The 21,860-nt window shown below is 29.1% G+C and carries 20 protein-coding genes; 8 read left to right on the forward strand and 12 right to left on the reverse strand.

The annotated features are described in order from the left end of the window. Positions 1-4: 4 nt before the first annotated feature. The 3 genes from rimO to E0E45_RS09795 all read right to left on the reverse strand — a co-directional run bounded on the left by rimO (position 5) and on the right by E0E45_RS09795 (position 4,456). A complete protein-coding gene (gene rimO, locus E0E45_RS09785) occupies positions 5-1,342 on the reverse strand; it encodes a 30S ribosomal protein S12 methylthiotransferase RimO (protein WP_130890991.1) in 1,338 nt (445 codons plus the stop codon). 76 nt (positions 1,343-1,418) lie between these two features. Further along, complete coding sequence (pnp, locus tag E0E45_RS09790) at positions 1,419-3,518, reverse strand: polyribonucleotide nucleotidyltransferase (RefSeq protein ID WP_130890992.1); 2,100 nt, start codon at positions 3,516-3,518, stop codon at positions 1,419-1,421. 326 nt (positions 3,519-3,844) lie between these two features. Then, positions 3,845-4,456, reverse strand: coding sequence for a hypothetical protein (locus tag E0E45_RS09795; RefSeq protein WP_130890993.1), 612 nt, complete (start codon positions 4,454-4,456; stop codon positions 3,845-3,847). A gap of 267 nt (positions 4,457-4,723) precedes the next feature. On the opposite strand from E0E45_RS09795, the gene E0E45_RS09800 reads away from it, so the two are divergent. Both E0E45_RS09800 and E0E45_RS09805 read left to right on the forward strand, forming a co-directional pair. Beyond that, positions 4,724-7,039 carry a patatin-like phospholipase family protein gene (locus tag E0E45_RS09800; protein WP_130890994.1) on the forward strand — a complete coding sequence of 772 codons (2,316 nt, stop codon included), beginning with the start codon at positions 4,724-4,726 and terminating at the stop codon, positions 7,037-7,039. Positions 7,040-7,177: 138 nt separating this feature from the next. Beyond that, positions 7,178-7,372 (forward strand): hypothetical protein, encoded by a 195-nt coding sequence (locus E0E45_RS09805; protein ID WP_130890995.1) that lies wholly within the window; start codon positions 7,178-7,180, stop codon positions 7,370-7,372. A gap of 133 nt (positions 7,373-7,505) precedes the next feature. On the opposite strand, the gene E0E45_RS09810 is transcribed toward E0E45_RS09805, so the two are convergent. The 4 genes from E0E45_RS09810 to abc-f form a co-directional block, all read right to left on the reverse strand. After that, positions 7,506-8,336: a TSUP family transporter gene (locus tag E0E45_RS09810; RefSeq protein ID WP_130890996.1), complete on the reverse strand. Its 831-nt coding sequence runs from the start codon at positions 8,334-8,336 to the stop codon at positions 7,506-7,508. Between the two features lie 42 nt (positions 8,337-8,378). Beyond that, positions 8,379-8,801 carry a hypothetical protein gene (locus E0E45_RS09815; protein ID WP_130890997.1) on the reverse strand — a complete coding sequence of 141 codons (423 nt, stop codon included), beginning with the start codon at positions 8,799-8,801 and terminating at the stop codon, positions 8,379-8,381. Between the two features lie 187 nt (positions 8,802-8,988). Next, entirely contained in the window at positions 8,989-9,957 is a 969-nt protein-coding gene (locus E0E45_RS09820) for a type I phosphomannose isomerase catalytic subunit (protein WP_130890998.1), read from the reverse strand. 106 nt (positions 9,958-10,063) lie between these two features. Continuing rightward, positions 10,064-11,551 (reverse strand): ribosomal protection-like ABC-F family protein, encoded by a 1,488-nt coding sequence (gene abc-f, locus E0E45_RS09825; RefSeq protein WP_130890999.1) that lies wholly within the window; start codon positions 11,549-11,551, stop codon positions 10,064-10,066. A gap of 510 nt (positions 11,552-12,061) precedes the next feature. Here abc-f and E0E45_RS09830 point away from each other — a divergent pair. The 4 genes from E0E45_RS09830 (at position 12,062) to E0E45_RS09845 (ending at position 16,074) form a co-directional block, all read left to right on the forward strand. Continuing rightward, on the forward strand, positions 12,062-14,122 hold the full coding sequence (locus E0E45_RS09830; protein WP_130891000.1) for a BglG family transcription antiterminator: 2,061 nt from the start codon (positions 12,062-12,064) through the stop codon (positions 14,120-14,122). A 12-nt stretch (positions 14,123-14,134) separates the two neighbouring features. Next, positions 14,135-14,575 carry a PTS sugar transporter subunit IIA gene (locus tag E0E45_RS09835; RefSeq protein WP_130891001.1) on the forward strand — a complete coding sequence of 147 codons (441 nt, stop codon included), beginning with the start codon at positions 14,135-14,137 and terminating at the stop codon, positions 14,573-14,575. A gap of 31 nt (positions 14,576-14,606) precedes the next feature. Next, a complete protein-coding gene (locus tag E0E45_RS09840) occupies positions 14,607-15,674 on the forward strand; it encodes a PTS fructose transporter subunit EIIC (protein ID WP_130891002.1) in 1,068 nt (355 codons plus the stop codon). Between the two features lie 82 nt (positions 15,675-15,756). Beyond that, entirely contained in the window at positions 15,757-16,074 is a 318-nt protein-coding gene (locus E0E45_RS09845) for a PTS fructose-like transporter subunit IIB (protein WP_130891003.1), read from the forward strand. A 447-nt stretch (positions 16,075-16,521) separates the two neighbouring features. Here the strand turns inward: E0E45_RS09845 and E0E45_RS09850 are convergent, their stop codons facing one another. Then, entirely contained in the window at positions 16,522-17,043 is a 522-nt protein-coding gene (locus E0E45_RS09850) for a M23 family metallopeptidase (protein ID WP_130891004.1), read from the reverse strand. 122 nt (positions 17,044-17,165) lie between these two features. Between E0E45_RS09850 and E0E45_RS09855 the strand changes: the two genes are divergently transcribed. Further along, positions 17,166-17,561, forward strand: coding sequence for a cupin domain-containing protein (locus tag E0E45_RS09855; protein WP_130891005.1), 396 nt, complete (start codon positions 17,166-17,168; stop codon positions 17,559-17,561). On the opposite strand, the gene E0E45_RS09860 is transcribed toward E0E45_RS09855, so the two are convergent. Continuing rightward, positions 17,542-18,309 carry a helix-turn-helix domain-containing protein gene (locus tag E0E45_RS09860; RefSeq protein ID WP_130891006.1) on the reverse strand — a complete coding sequence of 256 codons (768 nt, stop codon included), beginning with the start codon at positions 18,307-18,309 and terminating at the stop codon, positions 17,542-17,544. The two genes, E0E45_RS09855 and E0E45_RS09860, sit on opposite strands and share 20 nt — an antisense overlap. 196 nt (positions 18,310-18,505) lie before the next feature. Here E0E45_RS09860 and E0E45_RS09865 point away from each other — a divergent pair, with 196 nt between their 5' ends. Beyond that, complete coding sequence (locus E0E45_RS09865) at positions 18,506-20,221, forward strand: exodeoxyribonuclease VII large subunit (protein ID WP_130891007.1); 1,716 nt, start codon at positions 18,506-18,508, stop codon at positions 20,219-20,221. Positions 20,222-20,520: 299 nt separating this feature from the next. Here the strand turns inward: E0E45_RS09865 and E0E45_RS09870 are convergent, their stop codons facing one another. Genes E0E45_RS09870 through E0E45_RS09880 form a run of 3 tightly spaced genes read right to left on the reverse strand, consistent with a single transcriptional unit; the run spans position 20,521 to position 21,815 of the window. Further along, a complete protein-coding gene (locus E0E45_RS09870) occupies positions 20,521-20,883 on the reverse strand; it encodes an adhesion protein FadA (RefSeq protein WP_130891008.1) in 363 nt (120 codons plus the stop codon). Positions 20,884-20,895: 12 nt separating this feature from the next. After that, positions 20,896-21,324, reverse strand: coding sequence for a hypothetical protein (locus E0E45_RS09875; RefSeq protein ID WP_130891009.1), 429 nt, complete (start codon positions 21,322-21,324; stop codon positions 20,896-20,898). Positions 21,325-21,371: 47 nt separating this feature from the next. Further along, positions 21,372-21,815: a hypothetical protein gene (locus E0E45_RS09880; RefSeq protein ID WP_232044094.1), complete on the reverse strand. Its 444-nt coding sequence runs from the start codon at positions 21,813-21,815 to the stop codon at positions 21,372-21,374. Positions 21,816-21,860 lie beyond the last annotated feature (45 nt).

Consider the following 21,860-nt stretch of genomic DNA (forward strand, 5'->3'; position numbering starts at 1 on the left):
TTATTTACTGCTCATTTTCAACTATTGGCCCTATAAAATCGTAATCAAAGTTCTGTTCTAATTTAACTCTAACAATTTCTCCAGGTTTTGCTGTTCCATCATTTGTAAGTACTTTTCCATCTATTTCCAGAGCCTGACCTTTTGTTCTTCCTTCTAATAAGTACTCACTTTCACTAGAAACACCATCTATCATTACTTCTACAATCTTTCCTAACATATTCCTGTTTTTATTTTCAGCAATTTTACTTTGAAGATTTGTTATTTCCACCCATCTTTTTTCTTTTATTTCCTCTGGAACTTGATTTTCCATGTCATAAGCTTTTGTATCTTCTTCTCTTGAATATTTAAAAACTCCTACATAATCAAACTTATATTCCTCTATAAAAGCTTTAAGCTCTTCAAAATTTTCCTCTGTTTCTCCTGGAAAACCAACTATAACTGCTGTTCTTATCACTGCATCTGGTATCTCTTTTCTTATTCTGTTAAGTATCCCTTTAATATGATCTCCAGATTTAGCTCTTCCCATCTGTTGAAGTATATTATCAGATATATGCTGAACAGGTATATCAAAATATTTACATATTTTTTCTTCATTTTTCATAACATCTATAAGTTCATCAGTAAGAGAATCTGGAAACATATAGTAAGTTCTAAGCCATTTTAACCCATCTATTTTCACTAATTCTTTCATCAATCTTGCCAAAGATTTCTCTTTGTACAAATCTATTCCATACTCAGTAGTTTCTTGAGCTAAAAGGTTAAGTTCCCTCACTCCAGAATCTACAAGTTTATTTGCTTCTTTAAGTATATCTTCTATAGTTCTGCTTCTCAAGCTTCCTCTTAATTGCGGAATTATACAGTAAGTACATTTTCTGTCACAACCTTCAGCTATTTTTAAATAAGCTGTATGAGAAGCTGTAGTCAAAACCCTATCAGTTTCAGAATCTGCTAGAAAATCCATTTTAGTACTTTCTACAACTCTTTTATCTGCCAGTACTTCCTCTACTACTTTTTCTATTTTATCAATTTCACCAGTTCCAATTACAGCATCAACTTCAGGAAGTTCTTTTAATATTTCTCCTGCATATCTTTGTGCTAGGCATCCAGTTACTATTATTTTTTTTAGATTACCATTTATTTTTAAATCACTAACCTCTAGGATAGTTTCAATTGATTCTTTCTTTGCATCTCCAATAAAACCGCAAGTATTAACTATTATAATATCTGCTTCCCCTAATTCACTAGTTACTTCAAATCCTCTTTTGTTTACTAATATCCCAATAAAATTCTCGCTGTCCACAAGATTTTTGCTGCATCCCAAGCTAATTAAAGCAAATTTCATTCTTCACCTCATCTAAAATAACTTCATACTAAAGAGAACACAGAAAGGTATCTCTGTGTTCTCTTTGTATAAAGAACTAAATTTTCTTTTTACTTAAACTAATTTTTCCATTTTCAGTAGAAATAACTTTTACATCAAATTTATCTCCAACTTTCAACACATCTTCTACATTTGCTACTCTTTCATTTGAAATTTCAGAAACATGAAGAAGTCCTTCTTTTCCAGGAAGTATTTCCATAAATGCTCCAAATTTAGCAATATTTACTACTCTTCCATTATATATTTCTCCTACTTCTACATCTTTTACAAATGCATTTACAAGAGTTATTGTTTCTTTTAATACTTCTTCATCTTTAGAGAAAATAGAAACACTACCATCATCACTAATGTCAATAGTTGCTCCAGTTTTTTCTATGATACCTTTAATATTTTTTCCTCCAGGTCCAATTAATGCAGCTATTTTATCAGTAGCTATTTTCATTTGATAAATTCTTGGTACATTAGGTCTAAGATCTGCTGGTGTAGAAATAGCGTTATTCATAACAATTAATATCTCATTTCTAGCATCTAATGCTTGTTTTAAAGCTATTCTCATTATTTCTTCTGTTATTCCAGTTATTTTTATATCCATTTGAAGTGCAGTTATTCCTTTTTTAGTTCCTGCTACTTTAAAGTCCATATCTCCTAAGTGGTCTTCAAGTCCCATTATATCTGTTAATACTGTGAACTCTTCTCCCTCTTTAATAAGTCCCATAGCTATTCCAGCTACATGTTCTTTAATAGGTACCCCAGCAGCCATAAGTGAAAGTGATCCTCCACAGATTGATGCTTGAGAAGATGATCCATTTGATTCAGTTATCTCAGATACTACTCTTATAGTATATGGAAATTCTTCTTCTGATGGAATTACATAGCTAAGAGCTCTTTCAGCAAGAGATCCATGTCCTAATTCTCTTCTACCAGGTGATCCCATTCTTCCAGTTTCTCCTACTGAGTATGGAGGGAAGTTATAGTGAAGATAGAATTTTTTGAAATATTCTTTTTCTAAGTCATCAACTAACTGCTCATCTTCTTTAGTTCCTAGAGTAGTTACAACAACAGCTTGAGTTTCTCCTCTTGTAAACATTGCTGATCCATGAGGAATAGGAAGAACTCCAATTTCTGCAAATAATGGTCTTATTTCAGTAGTTTTTCTTCCATCTACTCTATGTTTATGATAAAGGATAGCTTCTCTTACTAATTTTTTCATAAGATCATGATAATATCCTTTGAATTCTCCAATTACTTCTTCTGGAATATCCTCTTCTTCAACACCTTCATAATTTTCAAGAATAAATGCTTCCATTAATTCTTCTTCTAATGAATCAACTGCTTCTTCTCTTGCTTTTTTACCTAAAGTAAGAACAGCCGCTTTCAATCTTTCCATTCCTTTTTCATCTATAAAATCTTTTACTAATGGTAAAACTTCTTTTTTAACAAAATCCATTTTTTCTTTTCCAGCAACTTTTGCAAATTCTTCTTGGAAAGCACAGATTTTTTTGATATTTTCATGAGCAAACATTATTGCAGCAAGCATAGTTTCCTCATCTAGTTCTTTTGCTCCTGCCTCAACCATATTTACTGCATCTTTTGATCCTGCTACAGATAGTTCAAGGTCACTTGTTTCTAATTCTTCTGGAGTTGGATTTAAAATAAATTCTCCATTTTTATATCCTACTACTACTCCTGCTACTGGTCCATAGAATGGAAGATCAGAAAGCATAAGTGCCATTGAAGATCCTATTATCCCTAAGTAGTCAGGTGTATTTTTTTCATCATATGAAAATACAGTATTTACAATATGTACATCATGGTTAAACCCTTCTGGGAACATTGGTCTTATAGGTCTGTCTATAAGTCTAGCTGTCAATGTTGCATTAGTTGAAGGTCTTCCTTCTCTTTTATTAAATCCTCCTGGAAATTTTCCAGCAGCATAAAACTTTTCAATATAATCAACTGTTAAAGGGAAAAAGTCAGCCCCTTTTCTTGGTTCTTTACTACGGTTTACAGTACTTAATAATACTGTATCACCATATTGAACCATTACAGCTCCGCAAGATTGTCTTGCTATTTTTCCAGTTGAAAAACTTAGCGTCCTTCCAGCTAATTCCAATTCAACTTTTTTTTCATCAAACATAAATTCCTCCTATTATTTTCTTCTAGTCTACTTAGAAACTTAAAAGGTAAATAATAAGGAGTAAAAGCAGAAATGCTGTTCACCTTTTACCTCTTACTACTTACGAGCTTTTAAATTTCAGTTTTCTAGTAATTATATCACAATTTTCTCATTTTTTCCATATCTTATTATCTAAGTAGCTCCATACTTTTTTCCTATTCCTCTAGGCATTGCTATAAAAGAAATTTCCTAACTCAAAGATTATTTCTTTTTTCTTCTCAATCAATTGAAGTATATAAAAAAAGCTCCCCATGATAAGGAAGCTTGTATTTTAAAAATTAATACTCTTATTGAACTTGAAAATTTTTCTCAGATTCTTTTTTAGCCTCTTTTAATTCTACCATTCTTTCATCTACTATCTTTTTAAATTCTTTTAAATCTTCAAGAGTAATATCTTTTGTTATAAAATTTCTTGCTTTAGTTCTAGTTGATCTATATGTTGAATCTGCTTTACTATTCTCTTTAGCTTTTATTTGTCTTCTGAAAGTTTTTTCTAATTTAGTTAAAAATGAATTGCTTGGATAAAATAAATATCTATATCCTACTTTAATTTCAACTGTAATATATTCAAAATCTTCTGAAATCTCTAATTTGTTAAATAATTTGTGTGTTTTAGAAAAATTTTCATTTCTAAAAGCAAAATCTGTATTATAAATTGCTTTAACAGCTTTTTCTATTATATTATCTGATATATTTTTATAATTTAAACTTTTTAATTCTTTAATTTCTATCTTTGAATTAACATAGTTTAAAGTATCTATTTTACTAACAGGGTTTTTATTACTTTGATCTTTTAATTGCTTTTGCAGTAAAAGAATTAAATTCCAAAATATTTCTTTGTTAACAGCAGTCATCTTATAATTACTTCCCAGCAACTCAGGGTGTCTATCAGCTTTCATCTTTTGTTCTCCTAATTTTTAGAATATTTTATAAAATCTTTTCATATTTTTACTTAATATTTATCCTAGTATATTTCGAATAAATTTTATAAAAAGAAAATATTTCTTAACATCTTAACGCTTCTTTTCTATTTTTCTAGCAATTATAACACTTATATCACTAAAAATCAAATTTAAGATATTTCTTATTTTCTTTATTATGAAAAATTGCTATAATATAGATTATATATTAAAAATATTACTAAAATATCACACTAGGAGGATTTCATGAAGAGAAAGTTTCTTCTCATTTTTACTATACTTTTCATTGGATTAATACCCTCTAAAAGTTTTTCAAATTTAAAATCAATAAGTAATAATTTAACTTTAGAAGAAGATATTGAAATAGATAAATTGAAAGCTCAAGTAAAACTTTTAGAAGAAAAAATAGAAACACTAGAAAAAACAAAAGCTGTTAAACTTAAAAAAAATAAATCTGAGCTGAAAATTGGACTTGCATTAAGTGGTGGAGGTGCAAAAGGGCTTGCCCATGTAGGAGTTCTTAAAGTACTTGAAGAACAAAATATTAAAATTGATTATATTACAGGTACAAGTATGGGAGCAGTAGTTGCATCTCTTTATTCTGCTGGATATACTCCAGATCAGATAGAAAATATTCTGGTAGATATAAACTGGAATGGATATATAAGTGGAGAACTTGACAACAAAAAAATTCCTCTTGAGAAAAAACTAAATAACCAAAAGTATGCTGCTACTGTGAGATATGATAAAGAATTTAATCTTTCTCTTCCTAAGGGATTTGGAAGTACAGAGATTATCTATTTAAGACTGAAAAAATTGCTTGCCAATGTGGATAATATCAATGATTTTGATAAACTGCCTATTCCTTTAAGAATAATAACAACTGATTTAAACTCTGGTAAAGCTGTAGCCCTTTCCAAAGGAGATTTAGCCAGAGCAATAACTGCAAGTGTTGCTATTCCTACTATTCTTGATCCTGTTGAAATAAATGGGAATCTCTATGTAGATGGATTGATTTCAAGAAATCTTCCTGTTGAAGATGTTATCAACATGGGAGCAGATATAGTAATTGCCAGTGATGTAGGGAATGAAGTAAAAGACAACAAAGATTATAATATTCTTAGTGTTATGAATCAGCTGGTAACTATACAAAGTGCCTCTTCTACACAACATCAGAGAGAAATGGCTACTATTCTTATTTCTCCAGATATACAGGCATATAATGCCACTGATATGAAAAGAGGAAGGGAATTTATAACTCTTGGATTTGAAGCAGCTCAGGAAAAAATACCTGATTTAAAAAAACTTCCTAAAAGAGATAAGATAGTTAAAGCCCCTGTTTCAAATAACAATATTTATATTGAAAATATTATGTATTCTGATAAGTTTTCACCTGACAAACAAGAGATATTAAATAATCTTCTAGCAAAATATATGAATAAATCTATTACTGATGAAGAAATGGAAGATATAATGCTGAAACTTTATGGAATAGATTTTATAAATAAAATATATTATGAAGTTGAAGGAAATACTCTTTTCCTTGATGCAGATATTAATCCTGCAAATGTCTTTGGTATAGGAGCAAGTTATGCCACTGGCTATGGAACTACTTTTAATATTGGTACTGAACTTTCCAATGCGAAGAAACTTGGAAGCAGCAGCACAATAAATGCACAATTTGGAGATTATCTAGGTCTATCAACTAGAAATTTCTTCTACTATGGAGTTTCTAATAAAATAGGTATCTTTGCTAATGCAAGCTACAAAGAGTCACCTCTTTATTTATATGACAATACAAAAAAGATTTCTGATTATACTACTAAAGCTCTAAGGCTTGAAACTGGAGTTCTTACTCAGTATGACAACCAGCTTTTAGCTTCTTATGGAATTGCTGTAAATTATTCTAAACTTGAGCAGGAAACAGGACTTGAATGGACAGAACAATTTGAATATTCTAAAAACTACAATGAAGCTTTCTTTAAATTATCTCTGGATAGACTAAGTGGTGGAAATCGTCCTACTTCTGGTGTAAAAGGTGAACTAAACTATGTATGGGGAGGAACATTTGGTGCTTCTAAATCAAATTTCTATGGTCCTCTTTATCAGTTTGATGGATATATTCCTATAAACAAAAAGTTTAATTTCTCTTATGGATTCTATGGTGGAGTTATCTCTGGAGATAATATACTTCTTGATCAATATATAAAACTTGGAGGTACTAAAAACCATATTCAGAATAAAGAATTTGCTTTCTATGGATATGAAGTACATCAAAAGCTTGTTGACCAGTTCCTTATAGGAAGGTTAGGACTTGATTATGAAATATCTACTAATCTTTATCTAGGAACTAATTGGAATATAGGAACATTTAGAGAAGTTAAAGAAAAAAGTGATACTATGAGCAGAAATGACAATCTCCTGTGGGATGACTATCATCAGGGATTTGCTCTTTCTCTGACATATGAAACTATGTTTGGACCAATAGAACTTTCAGTATCTAAAGATAATAAAAGAGGAGATGTAATATCTCAGTTTAGTATTGGATACATACTTGATTAAAAAAAAGCTGCCTCTGTGCAGCTTTTTATTTTTCTTTAAATACATAAAATTCTACTAAAAAAATTTAACAATTTTATAAATATTTATTTTTTTCCTATTAACATGGTATAATCTTATTAAAAGGTTAGAGGTGAAATAATGAGTAATTTTATAATAAACATAATAAATGATATTTACTTTACTAAATTTTTTATGGTAGTAAAGGCAGAAACTAAAGAACAAGCTATAGAAAAGGCTATACTTCGTTATAGAATGAGAATAGTAAAAAAACTAGGTCATTCTGAACCTAGAATAAATATTGGAGAAAATATAATTATAAAAAAAATAAATTAAGAACAACATTTAGAGAGGTAAAAAAAGAATTGCTGAAAAAATCAATCTCTTAAATAGTTTATAAATATTCTAAAAACAAAGAGGGCAGCTCCTAAGCAGAAATATAATCCAGCTTTTGGCTGCCCTCTTTAATTTATTTTATAAACATTGACATCAGGTTTTTTATTCCTGCTCCTACATCTATTCCAAATATAGATTCAGCAATCATTTTTGAAAGAACTACTGTAGTTACTATGAGGAACATAGGTTTTATAAATTTTGTTCCTTTTGTCACTGCCATTTTAGCACCAATTATTGCTCCAACCACCATTATAGCAGCCATAGAAAAAGAATAAATATATGCTACTTTTCCCATAGATACAAACATTATAACACTTGCCACATTACTTGAAAGATTTAATATTTTTGCATTTCCACTTGCATTAGTAAAATCTATCTTGAATATTCTAATCATAGCAAATATAAGAAAAGAACCTGTTCCTGGGCCAAAGAATCCATCATAAAAACCTAAAGCAAAAGCCATTATAATTCCCCATTTTACATTCTGTCCATTCAATCCCTCAAATCTATTCTCTTCTCCAAGATTTTTATTACGAAGTGTATATATCAACACCATAATAAGAAGAACTATCGCTATTGGATAGAGGTATTTTGAATCTATCATTACTACTGTCTTTACTCCAAGTACTGCTCCAATAAATGAAAATGCTGCTAATTTTTTCATCAATTGCCAGTTAATTTTTCCTGACTGAGCAAATTTAGCGCTGCTGGCTATTGTAGAACAGCAAGCTGCTACCTTATTTGTACCAAGTGCCACATGAGCAGGAAGTCCAGACGCCAGAAAAGCTGGTAAACTGATAAGTCCTCCTCCACCTGCTATTGCATCAATAAAAGCTGCAAAAAAGCAAGCTACTCCTAAAAAAATAAACCCTGATAAATCCATACCTTCCATCAAACCAAACATTGCTTCACCCCAAATTTAATTTTATATTTTATATTTAAAATATTACCATACTCTTCTTGCCTCATAGCTCTCTACACTATTAAGATAAAAATCTATATCCTGATTAAAGTTTCTTATAAAATCTTTTCTCTTATCAATTTCATTCCACTGAGTATTTACCTGTTGTCTTAAAGCCAGCATTTTTATTCTCAGCTCTTTAACCTCTTCAATATTTGGATTTTTCTGAGCACTAAGCTGATCATATCTTTTTACAAGATATTTATAGTTTTTAATATAGAAATCTCTATATTTACTGTCTGATCCCCAATCCCCATCAGGTTTCATCCATGTATTCAAAGATATTCCTGCTCCTACTCTTCCTCCACTTCCCCAGCCTATTCCTATTCCAGGAGAAACTCCAACAGTAGTACATCCACTCAAAGCTGCCGCTATTATCAAGCCTATAACATATTTTGTTGTTTTCATAGGTAACTCCTTGTTGTACTTTTCTTATATTATAAACATAAGAAAACTTTTATTCAATATATTTTTAGAAAAATATAAACTGTAAGAATGTATACCATGTATTTTTTTAATTTCCTCTGAATAAAAAGAAAAAGATGATTCAAATTTTATATCTTTTAGGATATTTGAATCATCTCTTAATTTAAATTTACATGAAAGATTTAAGAATTTCTAACTTTCCAGTTATTTTTAATTCTAACCCTGCTGGAATAAAGTATGTATCCCCTTTTTCAGCCTGATATTCTTCTCCGTTATATATTATCTTACCTTCACCATCTAATATAGAATAAATTTTAAAATTTCTATTTATCTCATCCTTAAATTCTCCATCTACAAGATATTTATCTATGCTGAAATATTCTCCTCTGATAAGTTCCTCTTTCTCTGCTCCTGCTAAAAGTATTTTCTTTCTTCCCACATCAGTTGTTATTTCTACATCTCTTTCAAAATCTATTACATCAAGTGCTTTATCTATATGAAGTTCTCTAAGTTTTCCATCAACCAGTCTGTCAAAATCATATATTCTGTAAGTAGTATCTGAATTCTGCTGTACTTCACAAATCAAGATAGATCCTTCCATAGTTGCATGAACAACTCCTGGACATAGATTTATAAAGTCCCCTTTTTTCACTTTTACTGTATTAAACAGTCCATCAAATTCTTTTGCCTCTACTTTTTCTTTAAATATCTCTTTTGTTATTCCTGCTTTGATTCCAAGTATAAGAGTGGCATCATCACTAGCTTCCATTATATACCAGCTTTCACTTTTCCCAAACTCTCCTTCTACTCTTAAAGCATATTCATCACTTGGGTGTACCTGAACTGAAAGTCTGTCATTAATATCAAGATATTTTATAAGAAGAGGAAATTTCCCTTTGAATTTATCTGTTATCTCTTCTCCTAATATATCCTTTCCATATTTTTCTATAAGTTCTATTAAAGATTTTCCTTGGAATTCACCATTCTCTACATAAGATAGTCCACCTTTGTGAGAACTTACCTCCCAAGATTCTCCATATAATTCATCATCTGGAAGTTCCATATTTAAAATTTCTTTAAATTTTCTTCCACCCCATACTTTTTTTACAAGATTCTTTTTAAATTTTAATGGATACATCTATATTCCTCCTGCTTTATATTCTTTTCAATTATAAGTGTACAATTTATTTGAATTTTTTTCTATGTATATTTTCTTTCAAAAAAAATTGAAACTTTCTATCTCCTTATAATTTTACTATTTTATTTGCAATAGTTTCAGAGAATACCATATCATGTTCTACAAATATTATAGTAGGCTGAAATTCCAGAAGAAGTTCCTCTATCTGCATTCTTGAAAGAACATCTATAAAGTTCAATGGCTCATCCCACACATAAAGATGTGCTTTTTCACATAGACTTCTAGCTACAAGGACTTTCTTTTTCTGCCCTCCACTATATGAACTTAAATCTTTTTCAAACTGCTCCCTTGAAAAATCCATCTTCCTTAATATAGCTCTGAATAATGTTTCATCTATACTGCTGTCACGAGCAAAATCTGAAAGCTTCCCTTTAAGAAACCCTGTTTCCTGTGATACATAGGATATCTTCATTCTGCTTCCTTTGTAAAGATTTCCTGTATATTTCAAATCCTCTCCTAATATAAGCTTTAATATAGTAGATTTTCCAGAACCATTTTTACCTCTTAAAGCGATTCTATCTCCTTTTTCTATAACAAAACTAATATTTCTGCACACTTCCTTTTCTCCATAAAATATAGAAACTTTATCTAAAGTTATCATTCTATTTGAATGATATTCTTCAGGTTTTATTTTTAAGGACTCTGAAAGCTCTATATTTTTAAGAAGTTTCGTTTTTTCTTCTAAAGCAGAATTCTGCCTTGCTTCAAGATTTTTTGATCTCTTCATCATTTTAGCTGCCTTTGCACCTACAAATCCTTTATCTATCATGGCTGGAGCTCTTCCCCCATAACTTTTTTTACTTTTCTTTTCTTCTTTTTTATCTGACCATTCTGAAGTTCGTTTAGCTGCTTGTTCTAATCTTTTAATATCTTTCTTTAATTTATAGTTTTTGGCAATTTCAAAATTATCCTGCATTTCTTTATTCATCTGCCATGATGAAAAATTTCCCTTTTGTATCTCTATATTTGTCCTGTTTATTGATAAAATATGATCTATACAGTTATCTAAAAACCTTCTATCATGGGATACAAGAATAAATCCATTTTTAGATTTAAGATATTCAGCAACTACCTCTCTCCCCTCTGCATCTAAGTGGTTGGTAGGCTCATCTATAAGAAGGAATCTATCCTCTCTCAAAAAAAGAACTGCAAGAAGTATTTTAGTCTGCTCTCCATTAGATAATGTATCAAACCCTCTGTATAATACATCTTCTGAGATATCCAAAAGGGACACCTCCCTTTCAAGCTCCCACATCTGATAATCACGGTTTAAGCTGTTTATTATATCTATTGTTTTTAAAGTTTTATCTTTTATTTCAAATGGAAAATATTCAAATATAACCCCATCTGAAATACTTCCCTTATATTCATATTTTCCCAAAAGAAGATTTAAAAAAGTCGTTTTCCCTCTTCCGTTTCTTCCAGTAAATCCAAGTTTCCAATCTGTATCTATCTGAAAAGATACATTTTCAAAAATATTTTCTCCACTGCCATCATAGGCAAATGTCAAATTTGATATATTTATAAGTGACATACACATCCCCCCTGTGAAATTAATAAAAGCCGCAAGAAAGTCAATTCTTACAGCTCACAAAGTCACAGAAAAAATATACTTCAAAAAAGAATCTTCTGTATATATAAATGAGAGAAAAAATGAATTACTTTCCTGCTAAGGCACATCAAAATCAACGGCGATGCCGTTTGTCATTTTTTGATACACCATTTAAATTATTAGCAAGAAATTTTCTTCATTCCTTCACCTCCATTTTTTGTATATGCTAACTTTATTATACAGATTTTAATTTTAAAAGTCAATATTCTCTCACAACAATTGATTGATTTGCTTTTTTAACAGTTTTCCTCAAATAATTTTCCTATCTTTTCTTCAACTTTATTCATACTAAAAACATACATATAGTTTTTTTTAAATTCAAAATATTCCTATTGATATATTTCTTTTCACAAAAAAAGTGAAAACCATTTTACTTGAATATCTTATGAAAGAAAAGTATACTTAGAATATATTGAGGGAGGTTGAAGTTATATGGCCATGACTAGAGATATTCTAAATCTCATAAAAAACATAACTCAGAACAAAATCAACACATTGGAAGAAAATTCTAAAATTATGGATCTCAGTGAAAGAAGTCTTAGATATAAGATAGATGACTGTAACTACCATTTAAATATTTTAAAACTTCCAGAGCTAAATATTAAAAAAGGCATAATCACTTTTTCTTCTACACTGGATACAGTAGTGGAGAAAATAAATGAAAACATATATCTTTACAGTTTTTCACAAGATGAAAGAGAAAAGATAATAATCAACTTCTATCTTTTCAAAAAAGAGCCTACTACTATAGAAGATATAAGTATATTTCTAGGAGTAAGTGCTGTAACATTAAAAAATGACATCAAACGTATAAAAAAATATTTAAAAACATTTATGCTGAATCTTTCTAATGAAAATAATAAATGCCTCACTATCACAGGAGATGAAAGAAATGTCAGAAAACTTCTTCTGGATATTCTTTTAAAAAACTATGATATTGCATTTAAAAATGATGAAATAATCATAACTAAAACATATTACCATGGATTCTTTATTCCATGGAAAGAGATGGACGATTTCTTTGATAAAGCTATTACAGATAAAGCATACAAGCTTTTAAAAAATATTCTCAAAGAAAACAACAAAAATATAAGTGATGAAGCTTTTAAAGTTTTGTTCTTCTATATTCTTATACTTCTTAACAGATATAAAAATCATGAAATAACTACAATAAAGAATATGAACTTTCTGTCAAACACCCCTGAGTATCAGGGAGTAAAGGAATTTCTCAAAGAACCTGAATTTTCAGAGGGGGAACTTCTCACACTTACTGAATATTTTCTTGGAAGCAACACTTTCAATTTTGATCATTCATTCTATGGAAACTGGGTGCAGATAGAAACCTTCATAATGCAATTGATTAAAGAAGTAAGTAAATTTGGATATTCTGGTCTGGATAAAGATGAAACTCTTCTGGAAGGACTTATCAACCATATAAAACCTGCTATCTACAGAGCAAAAACAGGAATACAGCTAAGTTCAGAAATATATAATGATTTTAAAGAAAGCTATCCACTGATACTATCTCAAGTAGAGGAAGCATGGAAAAAATGTGATTTTCAAGGACTGAGTATGTCAGATGAAGAGATAGCATATATAGCAATGCACTTTCAGCTGGCAATCAAAAGAGTTAAAAAAAGAGTATTTAAAGATATTCTCATAGTATGTGGTTCAGGATACAGTACTTCTAAATTTTTAGCAGAGAGCATTCAGGAAAAGTTCTCAGTAAATATTGTGGATACTATTCCATATAATATGCTTGAAACTTACAAGAATGTTGAGAATATAGACTTAATAATAACTACTATATCTAATCTGGAGAGTACTCTTCTCCCAGTGGTAACTGTATCTCCAATATTGAGCAAAGAAGATGTAAGAAAGCTGGAAGCTCTTCATCTTTCTCAATCTAAAAACAAAATAAAATTATCTAAACTTCTAGAACTTACAAAGAGAAATGCAGATATACACGATGAAGAAAACTTTATCAAAGATATGAAAAGACACTTCAAAAATGAAATACTAGATGATATTTCAAAAGCAAGCTTCTTAAAATTTACTGATATGATCAGTATGTCAAGAATTGAAAAAAGAGAAAAAGCTGATAGCTGGGAAGAGGCAATCAAAATGAGTGGAGAAAAACTCCTTCATGAAAATATTGTGTCTGAAGGTTATCTTGATGAAATAATAGATCTTATCAACAAATTCGGAAGCTATATGGTAATACAGGAAGGAATAATTCTCTCTCATGCCAGAGGAAACGAAAGTGTATTAAAAACAGGTATAAGCGTTCTGCTGTTAGATGAGCCTGTGGAATTTCCTGAAAATGAAAAAGTAAAACTTCTTATCACTCTTGCCAGCAAGGACAAGAGGGAGCATCTCAATGGATTAATGGAATTCATTAACACATTAAGAGAAGTAAAGCTTCTGGACACTTTAGAAAATTGTCAAACTATTAGTGAAATTTACATAACATTTAAAAATTTATTTAATTAGGGGGAAAACAAAATGGCATTAATAAATGCAAATCGTATCTTATTAAACAAAACTATGAAAAACAAAAATGAAGCAATTAAAGAGATGGCAAAATTATTCGTTGAAGATGGGGTAGTGGATAATTATGATGAATATCTTAAATCTTTAATGGACAGAGAAGCTATTGCTGAAACTGCTGTAGGTTATGAAGTAGGACTTCCTCATGGAAAAAGTACTGCTGTGAAGTATCCTGCTGTAGCTTTTGCAAGACTTAGCAATGATATTATGTGGAGTGAAGAGGAACAGGAAACTGCAAAATTTATATTTATGCTTGCTATTCCTAGTGCTGCTGCTGGAAATGAACATATCAACATTCTTGTAAATCTTTCTAAAAAAATATTAGATGATGACTTTAGAGATCTTTTATCAAAATCTAATGATGTAGAAGAAATAATGAACGCAATAAATAACTAATATAAATAAAAATATGGGGAGGAAACAAACAATGAAAAAAACTTTGCTAGAACTTAGAAAACATCTTTTATTTGGAACTAGCCACATGCTTCCATTTATCGTAGCAGGAGGAGTACTTTTATCACTGGCTGTTATGATGGGAGGAAAGGGAGCTGTTCCTGATTCTGGACTATTAAAAAATATATCTGATATGGGTATTGCTGGTCTTACTATATTCCCAGCTGTTCTTGGTGGATACATTGCTTACTCTATAGCTGACAGACCTGGACTTGCTCCTGGTATGATAGGTTCTTGGATTGCTGTTCAACAATATAGCACTGGGTTCTTAGGTGCTATAATAGTTGGATTCTTAGCTGGATTTATCGTTAATCAATTGAAAAAAATCAAACTTCCAGCAAGTATGAAATCTGTTTCAACAATATTCATCTGTCCACTGTTTGGAACTTTAATTACTTGTGGAGTAGTTATGTGGGTAATAGGAACTCCTATTGCATTGATGATGGCTGGATTAAATGGTTGGTTAACTGGAATGCAGGATGCCAGCAAAGCTGTTCTTGGGGCTATACTTGGAGGAATGACTGCATTTGATATGGGAGGACCTATCAATAAAGTTGCTACATTATTTGCTCAGACTCAAGTTGGAGAGCATCCATGGCTTATGGGAGGAGTTGGTATAGCTATCTGTACTCCACCTATTGGAATGGGACTTGCTACATTCTTGGCTCCTAAAAAATATTCACAAGATGAAAAAGAAGCAGGTAAGGCTGCTATACTTATGGGAATGATTGGAATTTCTGAAGGAGCTATTCCTTTCGCTGTATCAGATCCATTAAGAGTACTTCCATCTATTGTTGTTGGTGGTATGGTTGGAAATATTATCGGATTTATAATGAATGTTATCAATCACGCTCCATGGGGTGGTTGGATTGTACTTCCAGTAGTTGAAGGAAAAATAGGATACATCATTGGTACTATTGCTGGAGCTGCTGTCACAGCTATCATGGTTAACACTATGAAAAAACCTATATCTGAATTAAAAGAAGCTATTGAAGCTGAAAAGAAAGAAGAGGAACTTGAATTAGAATTAGATTTCGACTAGAATATAAAATGGGTTATATGGGATAAATTAAAATTGTAATAATAAATAGTTAGTAAGTAATTTTTGATAAGGGGGAATTATAATGAAAATAGTTGCTGTTACAGCTTGTCCATCAGGAGTAGCTCATACATATATGGCTGCTGAAGCTCTTAAAAAAGCTGGAGAAAAATTAGGGGTAGAAGTAAAAGTAGAAACTCAAGGTGGCATTGGTATTGAAAATGTTATCACAGAAGCTGACTTAACAAATACAGACTATGTAGTTTTAACTAAAGAAGTTGCTATTAAAAATGAAGAGAGATTCAAAGGGAAAAAAATAGTAAGAGTTAAAATAGCAGATGCTGTAAAAAAAGCAGAAGAAATAGTAAAAAAACTTATTGAGCATCATAACTCTAATAATTAATTTGCTTTCACTCAAACTCAAATATAAAAAAAGCTGCCTTTAATAGGGCAGTTTTTTTATTGTATTAGAAAAGGACTAGGTCGCAACTCCTAGTCCCAGTGTGACAGCTTATATAATAACAGTGGTTCTACCTAATAGGTTTTATGGACTATCAGGAAAAACAATATTATTATAACCGCAATTATTTCAAGTTTTCTCAACAGCAAAATACCCCCTTTCTTTTAAGGGATTAAAGCCATCACACTGATATATAATACCACATTTAAAGGTAAAAAAAAGAACTATCTGGTTGCGACAGATAGTTCTCTCTGGTATTTTGCCGTTTATAATAATTGCTTAATTAATTATATCTTAATTTATCAAAAAATGCAAGATTGAAATTTATAACTCCCCCTTAATAACAAGATACACCACTTTTTCCTTACCCTTTTCTAACAAAGTATTTTTTTAATTCTCTGCTTTATTTAAATATTCTATTGGATTCAGGTACAGCATCTTTCTCCAGCCCTGTCTTGAATCATCTTTCAGCCAAGGATAAGGAATCAATGTAACTATTGAATAATGAAGATGATGAGGCTTTCCTGCTGCATTTCCCGTATCTCCTACACTCCCTATCTTCTCTCCTCTTTTTACAAAAGAAAATCTTTTTGTATCTATGGTTTTTAAATGAGCATAGTAATGTAATCTCCATTTAGGTCCAAGGACTAATACGACATTTCCTCCTGACTTTAAATTTCCCTCATATATAACAAGTCCTATTGTAGAGCTTAGTACATTTGTTCCAGATTTAGCAAATATATCTACTCCCTTATGAGTTATAGATTTTCCCCATGGATAAAACCAGAAGCTTTTCTGATTGTAATCCCTCCTTGTAGCATTCTCCACAGGCATAGAAAATTTTTGAGGAATAATCATTCCACATATTACTATCAGCAGTAAAAATATAAGTATTTTTGATTTTAGTTTCATTATCTTTCCCCTTTTTATTTAGTTTTTTCTAAATCAATATCTAGCAATTTTATACAATACTCCAACTTTTATCTATGATAATATTAAAACACTTAGATAAAATTAATTATGGGAGGTTTTAAATGAATTTTATAAACTTATTTGAAAATTTCAACACTAATGGAAAACTTTTACTGCCAGAAAAAATAATCTCTTTCAAAGATATTCTATGGTCTAAACATCCAACATTTGAAGGAGTAGAGTTAAAGCATTTACTCACATCAAAAGAAACAAATGGAGAATTCAGCTATCATTTAGTAAAAATAGCTCCAAACAAGAAAATTGGCAGCCATATCCATGAAACTCAACTAGAAACTCATGAAGTGATATCTGGAAGCGGTATCTGTATAAATTCAGAAAAAGAATTTATATATGAATCAGGAAGTATATCTATTTTTCCAATAAAAGTACCCCATGAAATAATTGCAGGTAAAGATGGATTATATCTTTTTGCAAAATTTATTCCAGCTCTTCTTTAAAAAGATTAATTCTCTTAATTGAAGATTGATATTCTAAAGGTGTCATTTTTACTATTTTTTTAAAATTTCTTATAAAGTGGCTTTGATCATAAAATCCTGTAGTCAGAGCCACTTCTGTTGTTATAGAAAGTTTTTCTAAAAGCTTTTGAGCTTTTCTTATACGATTTTGTATCTGAAATTGATGTGGTGTAAGTCCTATGCTTTTTTTAAATTTTCTTATAAAATTAAACTTGCTTGAAAATGCAATATCTGCCATTTCATCTATAGTTAAAATATTTTCTGGAAATATTTCCAAATATTTCTTTACTTTTTCCAACTCTCTATCTTCATCAATATTTGTATATTTTTCTAAAATTTTTAAACTATTTAAAAGCAAATCAATTTCTTCCCTATCTATTTTTTTACTCTCCATTATATTTTCCAATATGAGATTCAATATTCTTTGGATTCCTGTAATACCTTCTTCTCTCAATAAATTTTTATTTATACATATACTTAAAAGAGAATATGAATTTAAAGATTTTATTTCATGAGGAATATACGGGGGAATTATAAAAATTTGTCTTAGCTTATAATTATAGGACTTGTTTGCTATTTTAAGTTTTATCTCTCCATTTAATACCATTCCAATAATAAAAACAGATATATGATTATGGAGAGGGTAGGAATGAGGAGAATTTTCACTTATAACTAATTCTATTCCAGTATTCAAATAATGGAAAAAATCTATCTTTCTTTTTTCTGACATTTTTCCCCTCCTCATACTTTTAATATCCTTATTTTTATTATACTAAATATTTATTGATTTTATTAGTGTTATCTATGTATTTTTTATACTTTTCTAAAAAATTTATTTTCCTATTTTAATATTATTTTAAATAAACTATATTTTTATGATATAATTATTCTGAAATTAAATAATGAAGCACTGGGAGAGAATTTATATGGAAATAATACACTTTAATTCTATTGTATGTACAGAATTATGTAAAATTCAGGGATATCTTAACTTTACTTCTGAAAAAAAAGTAACATTAATTGGAAGATATGTAGAAACTAAACTTATCCCTGTTAAAAATTTTTATTTAACAATTTTTGAGGATTTAGAAAAAAACAATATAACAGTTAAAATACCAGAAAAAATATATATAAAATATAATCAATTTGAAAAAAACTGTGTATATAAAATACAAGGACTTTTAACAATATATTCAGATCAATTTTCTGATTCAATGAAAACATATGTTCAAGTAAAAATTGATAATATTGAAGAAATCAAAAAATTAGAAAACTCCAGTGAATATACACCTGATTATCAAAAACTTCTAAATGATAAAAATGGACTTCTTTCTATAATGGAGAGAAAAAAGGAATCAAAAATTTTTAGCAAAGATTTTATCACATCTAAAATTTCAAATGAGGAAAAAATAAATTTTCTAGTTTTAACAAGCAATCTCTTTGAAAAAAATGGTAAAACAAGTGATATTTTAAATGATCTTTATTCAGAAGAAGAAATTAAAGAAAATATTGAAAAGAATGAAAAACAAATAGAATATAATAAAAAGAAGCTTGATAGATATTTTAATTTTTCCTCTGAAAATGATAAAAATATTATTAGAAGTAGTTTTAATAATTTGGATCAAACTCTAAAAACTATTGATAATATTAAAACTAATTATCTTCCTAAACAAAAATATGATTATCTTGTCATAATAAAAGGTGGAGGAATCACAACTAATATTTTTAATAATATTGAGTTATGCAAAAAGATTCTTGAATTAGATATCCCTATTATTACTGCTCTGGGACATGCTGATGACAATGATATACTTCTTTGTAAATTGGCAGATATAAATATCAATACTCCATCTATTTTAGGAAAAACTCTTTTAGATATAATAAAAAAATATGAAAAGAAAAAATATGTTTATTCTGAAAAGAAATTTTCTGATTCTCTTGTTTCATCTTTTGATAATGCTCCTGTTGAAAATGAAAATATAGTTCAAAAATATAAAAAAGAAATAGATGAGAAAAATAAAATTATTTCGCTTCATGAAAACAATATCAGAACTTTAAAACTTAATGTTAATGAAAAAAATAATTCTATAGCAAGGCTCAAAGAAGAAAATGAAGAAAAGAATAGAGAACTTAGCAAAAGAAGATTTCAGCTTATAATCTGTTTTGTCATTATTATTTTTTTAATTCTTCTTTCTGTGTTTTTTAAATTATCAGAATCTAAGGTAGAGGTAATTGAAGAGATAAAACCAATAGAAAATGTTACGGCTGCTCTTCCAGCTAATAAAGGAAATGAAGAGGATAAAAAAAAGATTCAGAAAGATGAAGAAGTAGAGAAAGTTGAAATCTCTGCTCCTAAAAAAATTGTTTCTATTATTTCATCACTTCCTGCCCCTGAAAAAATAGAGGTAAAGCCTGCAGAAAAAGTAAAAACTGAAAAGATTAAAACAAGTGAAACTACTGTTCCTCCTAAACCTAAAAAACTTGTATATTCAGAAGATGAGGTATACACAAGACTTATCTGGAAAGGATATAGAGGAGAAAGGGCACTCTATGAATTCCAAAGAGATAATGGTATGCCTCAAACTGGAAAAATTGATGAAAAGCTTTTAAATAAGCTTGGAATAAAACCAAGATTCAAATAACTTAAAAAGGCTATTACTATATGTAAGATTATGAAAAAATTCCTGTAAATCATAACTTTCTATAATAAAAAATTTTAAATTCTTAAAGTAGTAATATTTTGCAATGAAAATAGTATAAATCATATTTTTTTATGTTAAAGACACTCTCAAATGAAAGTGTCTTTTTATATTCTAAATCTCATTTATTCTCAAAAATAATCTTCAAATGCTATCAATTTTTTATCTAGAATTATCATCTGAATGTCATAAAGTTGTTATAAATAGAATATTTAATAAAGATTAAATCATATGAATATTTTTTATTTTATTGCCTCAAATATACTAATTATTTCTTCCTGTTTTTTCATATCTGCTTCTAGTTCTTTTTTAGCCTGTCCATATTTTTTTGCTAATTCTTGATATTGTGCTTTATAAAATCTATTCTCTTTTACACTTTGAATTATTTTTTCCTTTTCTACTATTTCTAAATATACTTTTCTTTGTGAAGCTAGTGTTCTCTCTGCTTCTTCTGCTTCAGCTTTTCTTTGATTGTACATTGCTTTTTCTTCTGCCTCTAATTTTTGAAGATTGAGTTCAAGCTGTTTCATTGTTGACATTACATCTGTTGCTGAATATGATATTGCTGATACTGCTAATATACATCCTATTAACATCTTTTTCATTTTCTTTCCCCCTTATTTGTTCTCTTCTTTTTTCTTTGGATCTTCTACCTTTATATATTCTTTTAAAGTATCATTTATTTTATATTTTTCTACTAATTCATTTATTACTTTTACCTTTTCTTCACCTAGTTTTTGATTAAATAATGCCTGTTGAAGTTGTGGATATACTTCTACTGTATTCTTATCTTTTAATACTTCTGTATTATTTTTATATACTTCTAACAATTCATAATCATATATTTTTACTGTTTTCTGCGCTATTGAATTAAGATAGAATTCTATTTCCATGTTAAGTTTCATTTCCTCAAGATACTTTTTTTCCTCTTCTGTATATTCTTTCTTTTCCATTTCTGCAAGGATGGCCTTTCTTACTAAAAGCTGTGCAATAGCATCCTTATTTTCTCCTAAAGTTTCCAATTCTTTTTTTGTTAATTTAATCATTGTTATCTCCTCCAAGATGTTATATTTTTATTTTCTTATTTTTTAATTTATTTTTCTTCTGTTATTTCATCATTCTCTACTAATGTATATGGTATGTTTTCCAATACTTCTTTTAATTGTTCGTTATTTAATTTTAGTCTTTTTAAAATAACTTTTGAATTTTCTATATAGATGCTTATAAGTCCAGTGCTGTTTTCTAAAACTTTTTCCAATAGAATTATTACATTTGCTTCTTCTTTACTTTCAACTGAATTTAAATATTTTAATTCTAAATATCTTTTATTTAATATTTCTCCTCTTAACCAGTAAATATTTCCTAAAAATTTATAATAAAATTTTATTCCTTTCTGTTTTTTTAATTTCCTTACTGAGATATAGTTTCTTATAAAATTTAAAAGGCAAATAAGGAAAATGAGGAAAAATAAAACTACTGCTATTAAGTAAGTTCTGTTACATATCATTAAAAATTCTATAATCTTCTCTTTATCCATAGTATTTATTTCCCCTTTTTGTTATTTTTAAGTATGAGACCATTT

This window comes from Fusobacterium ulcerans ATCC 49185 (genome assembly GCF_900683735.1).
Taxonomy (GTDB): domain Bacteria; phylum Fusobacteriota; class Fusobacteriia; order Fusobacteriales; family Fusobacteriaceae; genus Fusobacterium_A; species Fusobacterium_A ulcerans_A.

Coding starts and splice junctions, on each gene's coding strand:
- E0E45_RS09795 (WP_130890993.1), bottom strand. CDS start 4,456: ATGAAAGCTGATAGACACCCTGAGTTGCTGGGAAGTAATTATAAGATG.
- E0E45_RS09875 (WP_130891009.1), bottom strand. CDS start 21,324: ATGATTAAATTAACAAAAAAAGAATTGGAAACTTTAGGAGAAAATAAG.
- rimO (WP_130890991.1), bottom strand. CDS start 1,342: ATGAAATTTGCTTTAATTAGCTTGGGATGCAGCAAAAATCTTGTGGAC.
- E0E45_RS09820 (WP_130890998.1), bottom strand. CDS start 9,957: ATGTATCCATTAAAATTTAAAAAGAATCTTGTAAAAAAAGTATGGGGT.
- E0E45_RS09855 (WP_130891005.1), top strand. CDS start 17,166: ATGAATTTTATAAACTTATTTGAAAATTTCAACACTAATGGAAAACTT.
- E0E45_RS09850 (WP_130891004.1), bottom strand. CDS start 17,043: ATGAAACTAAAATCAAAAATACTTATATTTTTACTGCTGATAGTAATA.
- E0E45_RS09800 (WP_130890994.1), top strand. CDS start 4,724: ATGAAGAGAAAGTTTCTTCTCATTTTTACTATACTTTTCATTGGATTA.
- E0E45_RS09880 (WP_232044094.1), bottom strand. CDS start 21,815: ATGGATAAAGAGAAGATTATAGAATTTTTAATGATATGTAACAGAACT.
- abc-f (WP_130890999.1), bottom strand. CDS start 11,551: ATGTCACTTATAAATATATCAAATTTGACATTTGCCTATGATGGCAGT.
- E0E45_RS09810 (WP_130890996.1), bottom strand. CDS start 8,336: ATGTTTGGTTTGATGGAAGGTATGGATTTATCAGGGTTTATTTTTTTA.
- E0E45_RS09845 (WP_130891003.1), top strand. CDS start 15,757: ATGAAAATAGTTGCTGTTACAGCTTGTCCATCAGGAGTAGCTCATACA.
- E0E45_RS09870 (WP_130891008.1), bottom strand. CDS start 20,883: ATGAAAAAGATGTTAATAGGATGTATATTAGCAGTATCAGCAATATCA.
- E0E45_RS09835 (WP_130891001.1), top strand. CDS start 14,135: ATGGCATTAATAAATGCAAATCGTATCTTATTAAACAAAACTATGAAA.
- E0E45_RS09860 (WP_130891006.1), bottom strand. CDS start 18,309: ATGTCAGAAAAAAGAAAGATAGATTTTTTCCATTATTTGAATACTGGA.
- E0E45_RS09830 (WP_130891000.1), top strand. CDS start 12,062: ATGGCCATGACTAGAGATATTCTAAATCTCATAAAAAACATAACTCAG.
- E0E45_RS09840 (WP_130891002.1), top strand. CDS start 14,607: ATGAAAAAAACTTTGCTAGAACTTAGAAAACATCTTTTATTTGGAACT.
- E0E45_RS09865 (WP_130891007.1), top strand. CDS start 18,506: ATGGAAATAATACACTTTAATTCTATTGTATGTACAGAATTATGTAAA.
- pnp (WP_130890992.1), bottom strand. CDS start 3,518: ATGTTTGATGAAAAAAAAGTTGAATTGGAATTAGCTGGAAGGACGCTA.
- E0E45_RS09815 (WP_130890997.1), bottom strand. CDS start 8,801: ATGAAAACAACAAAATATGTTATAGGCTTGATAATAGCGGCAGCTTTG.
- E0E45_RS09805 (WP_130890995.1), top strand. CDS start 7,178: ATGAGTAATTTTATAATAAACATAATAAATGATATTTACTTTACTAAA.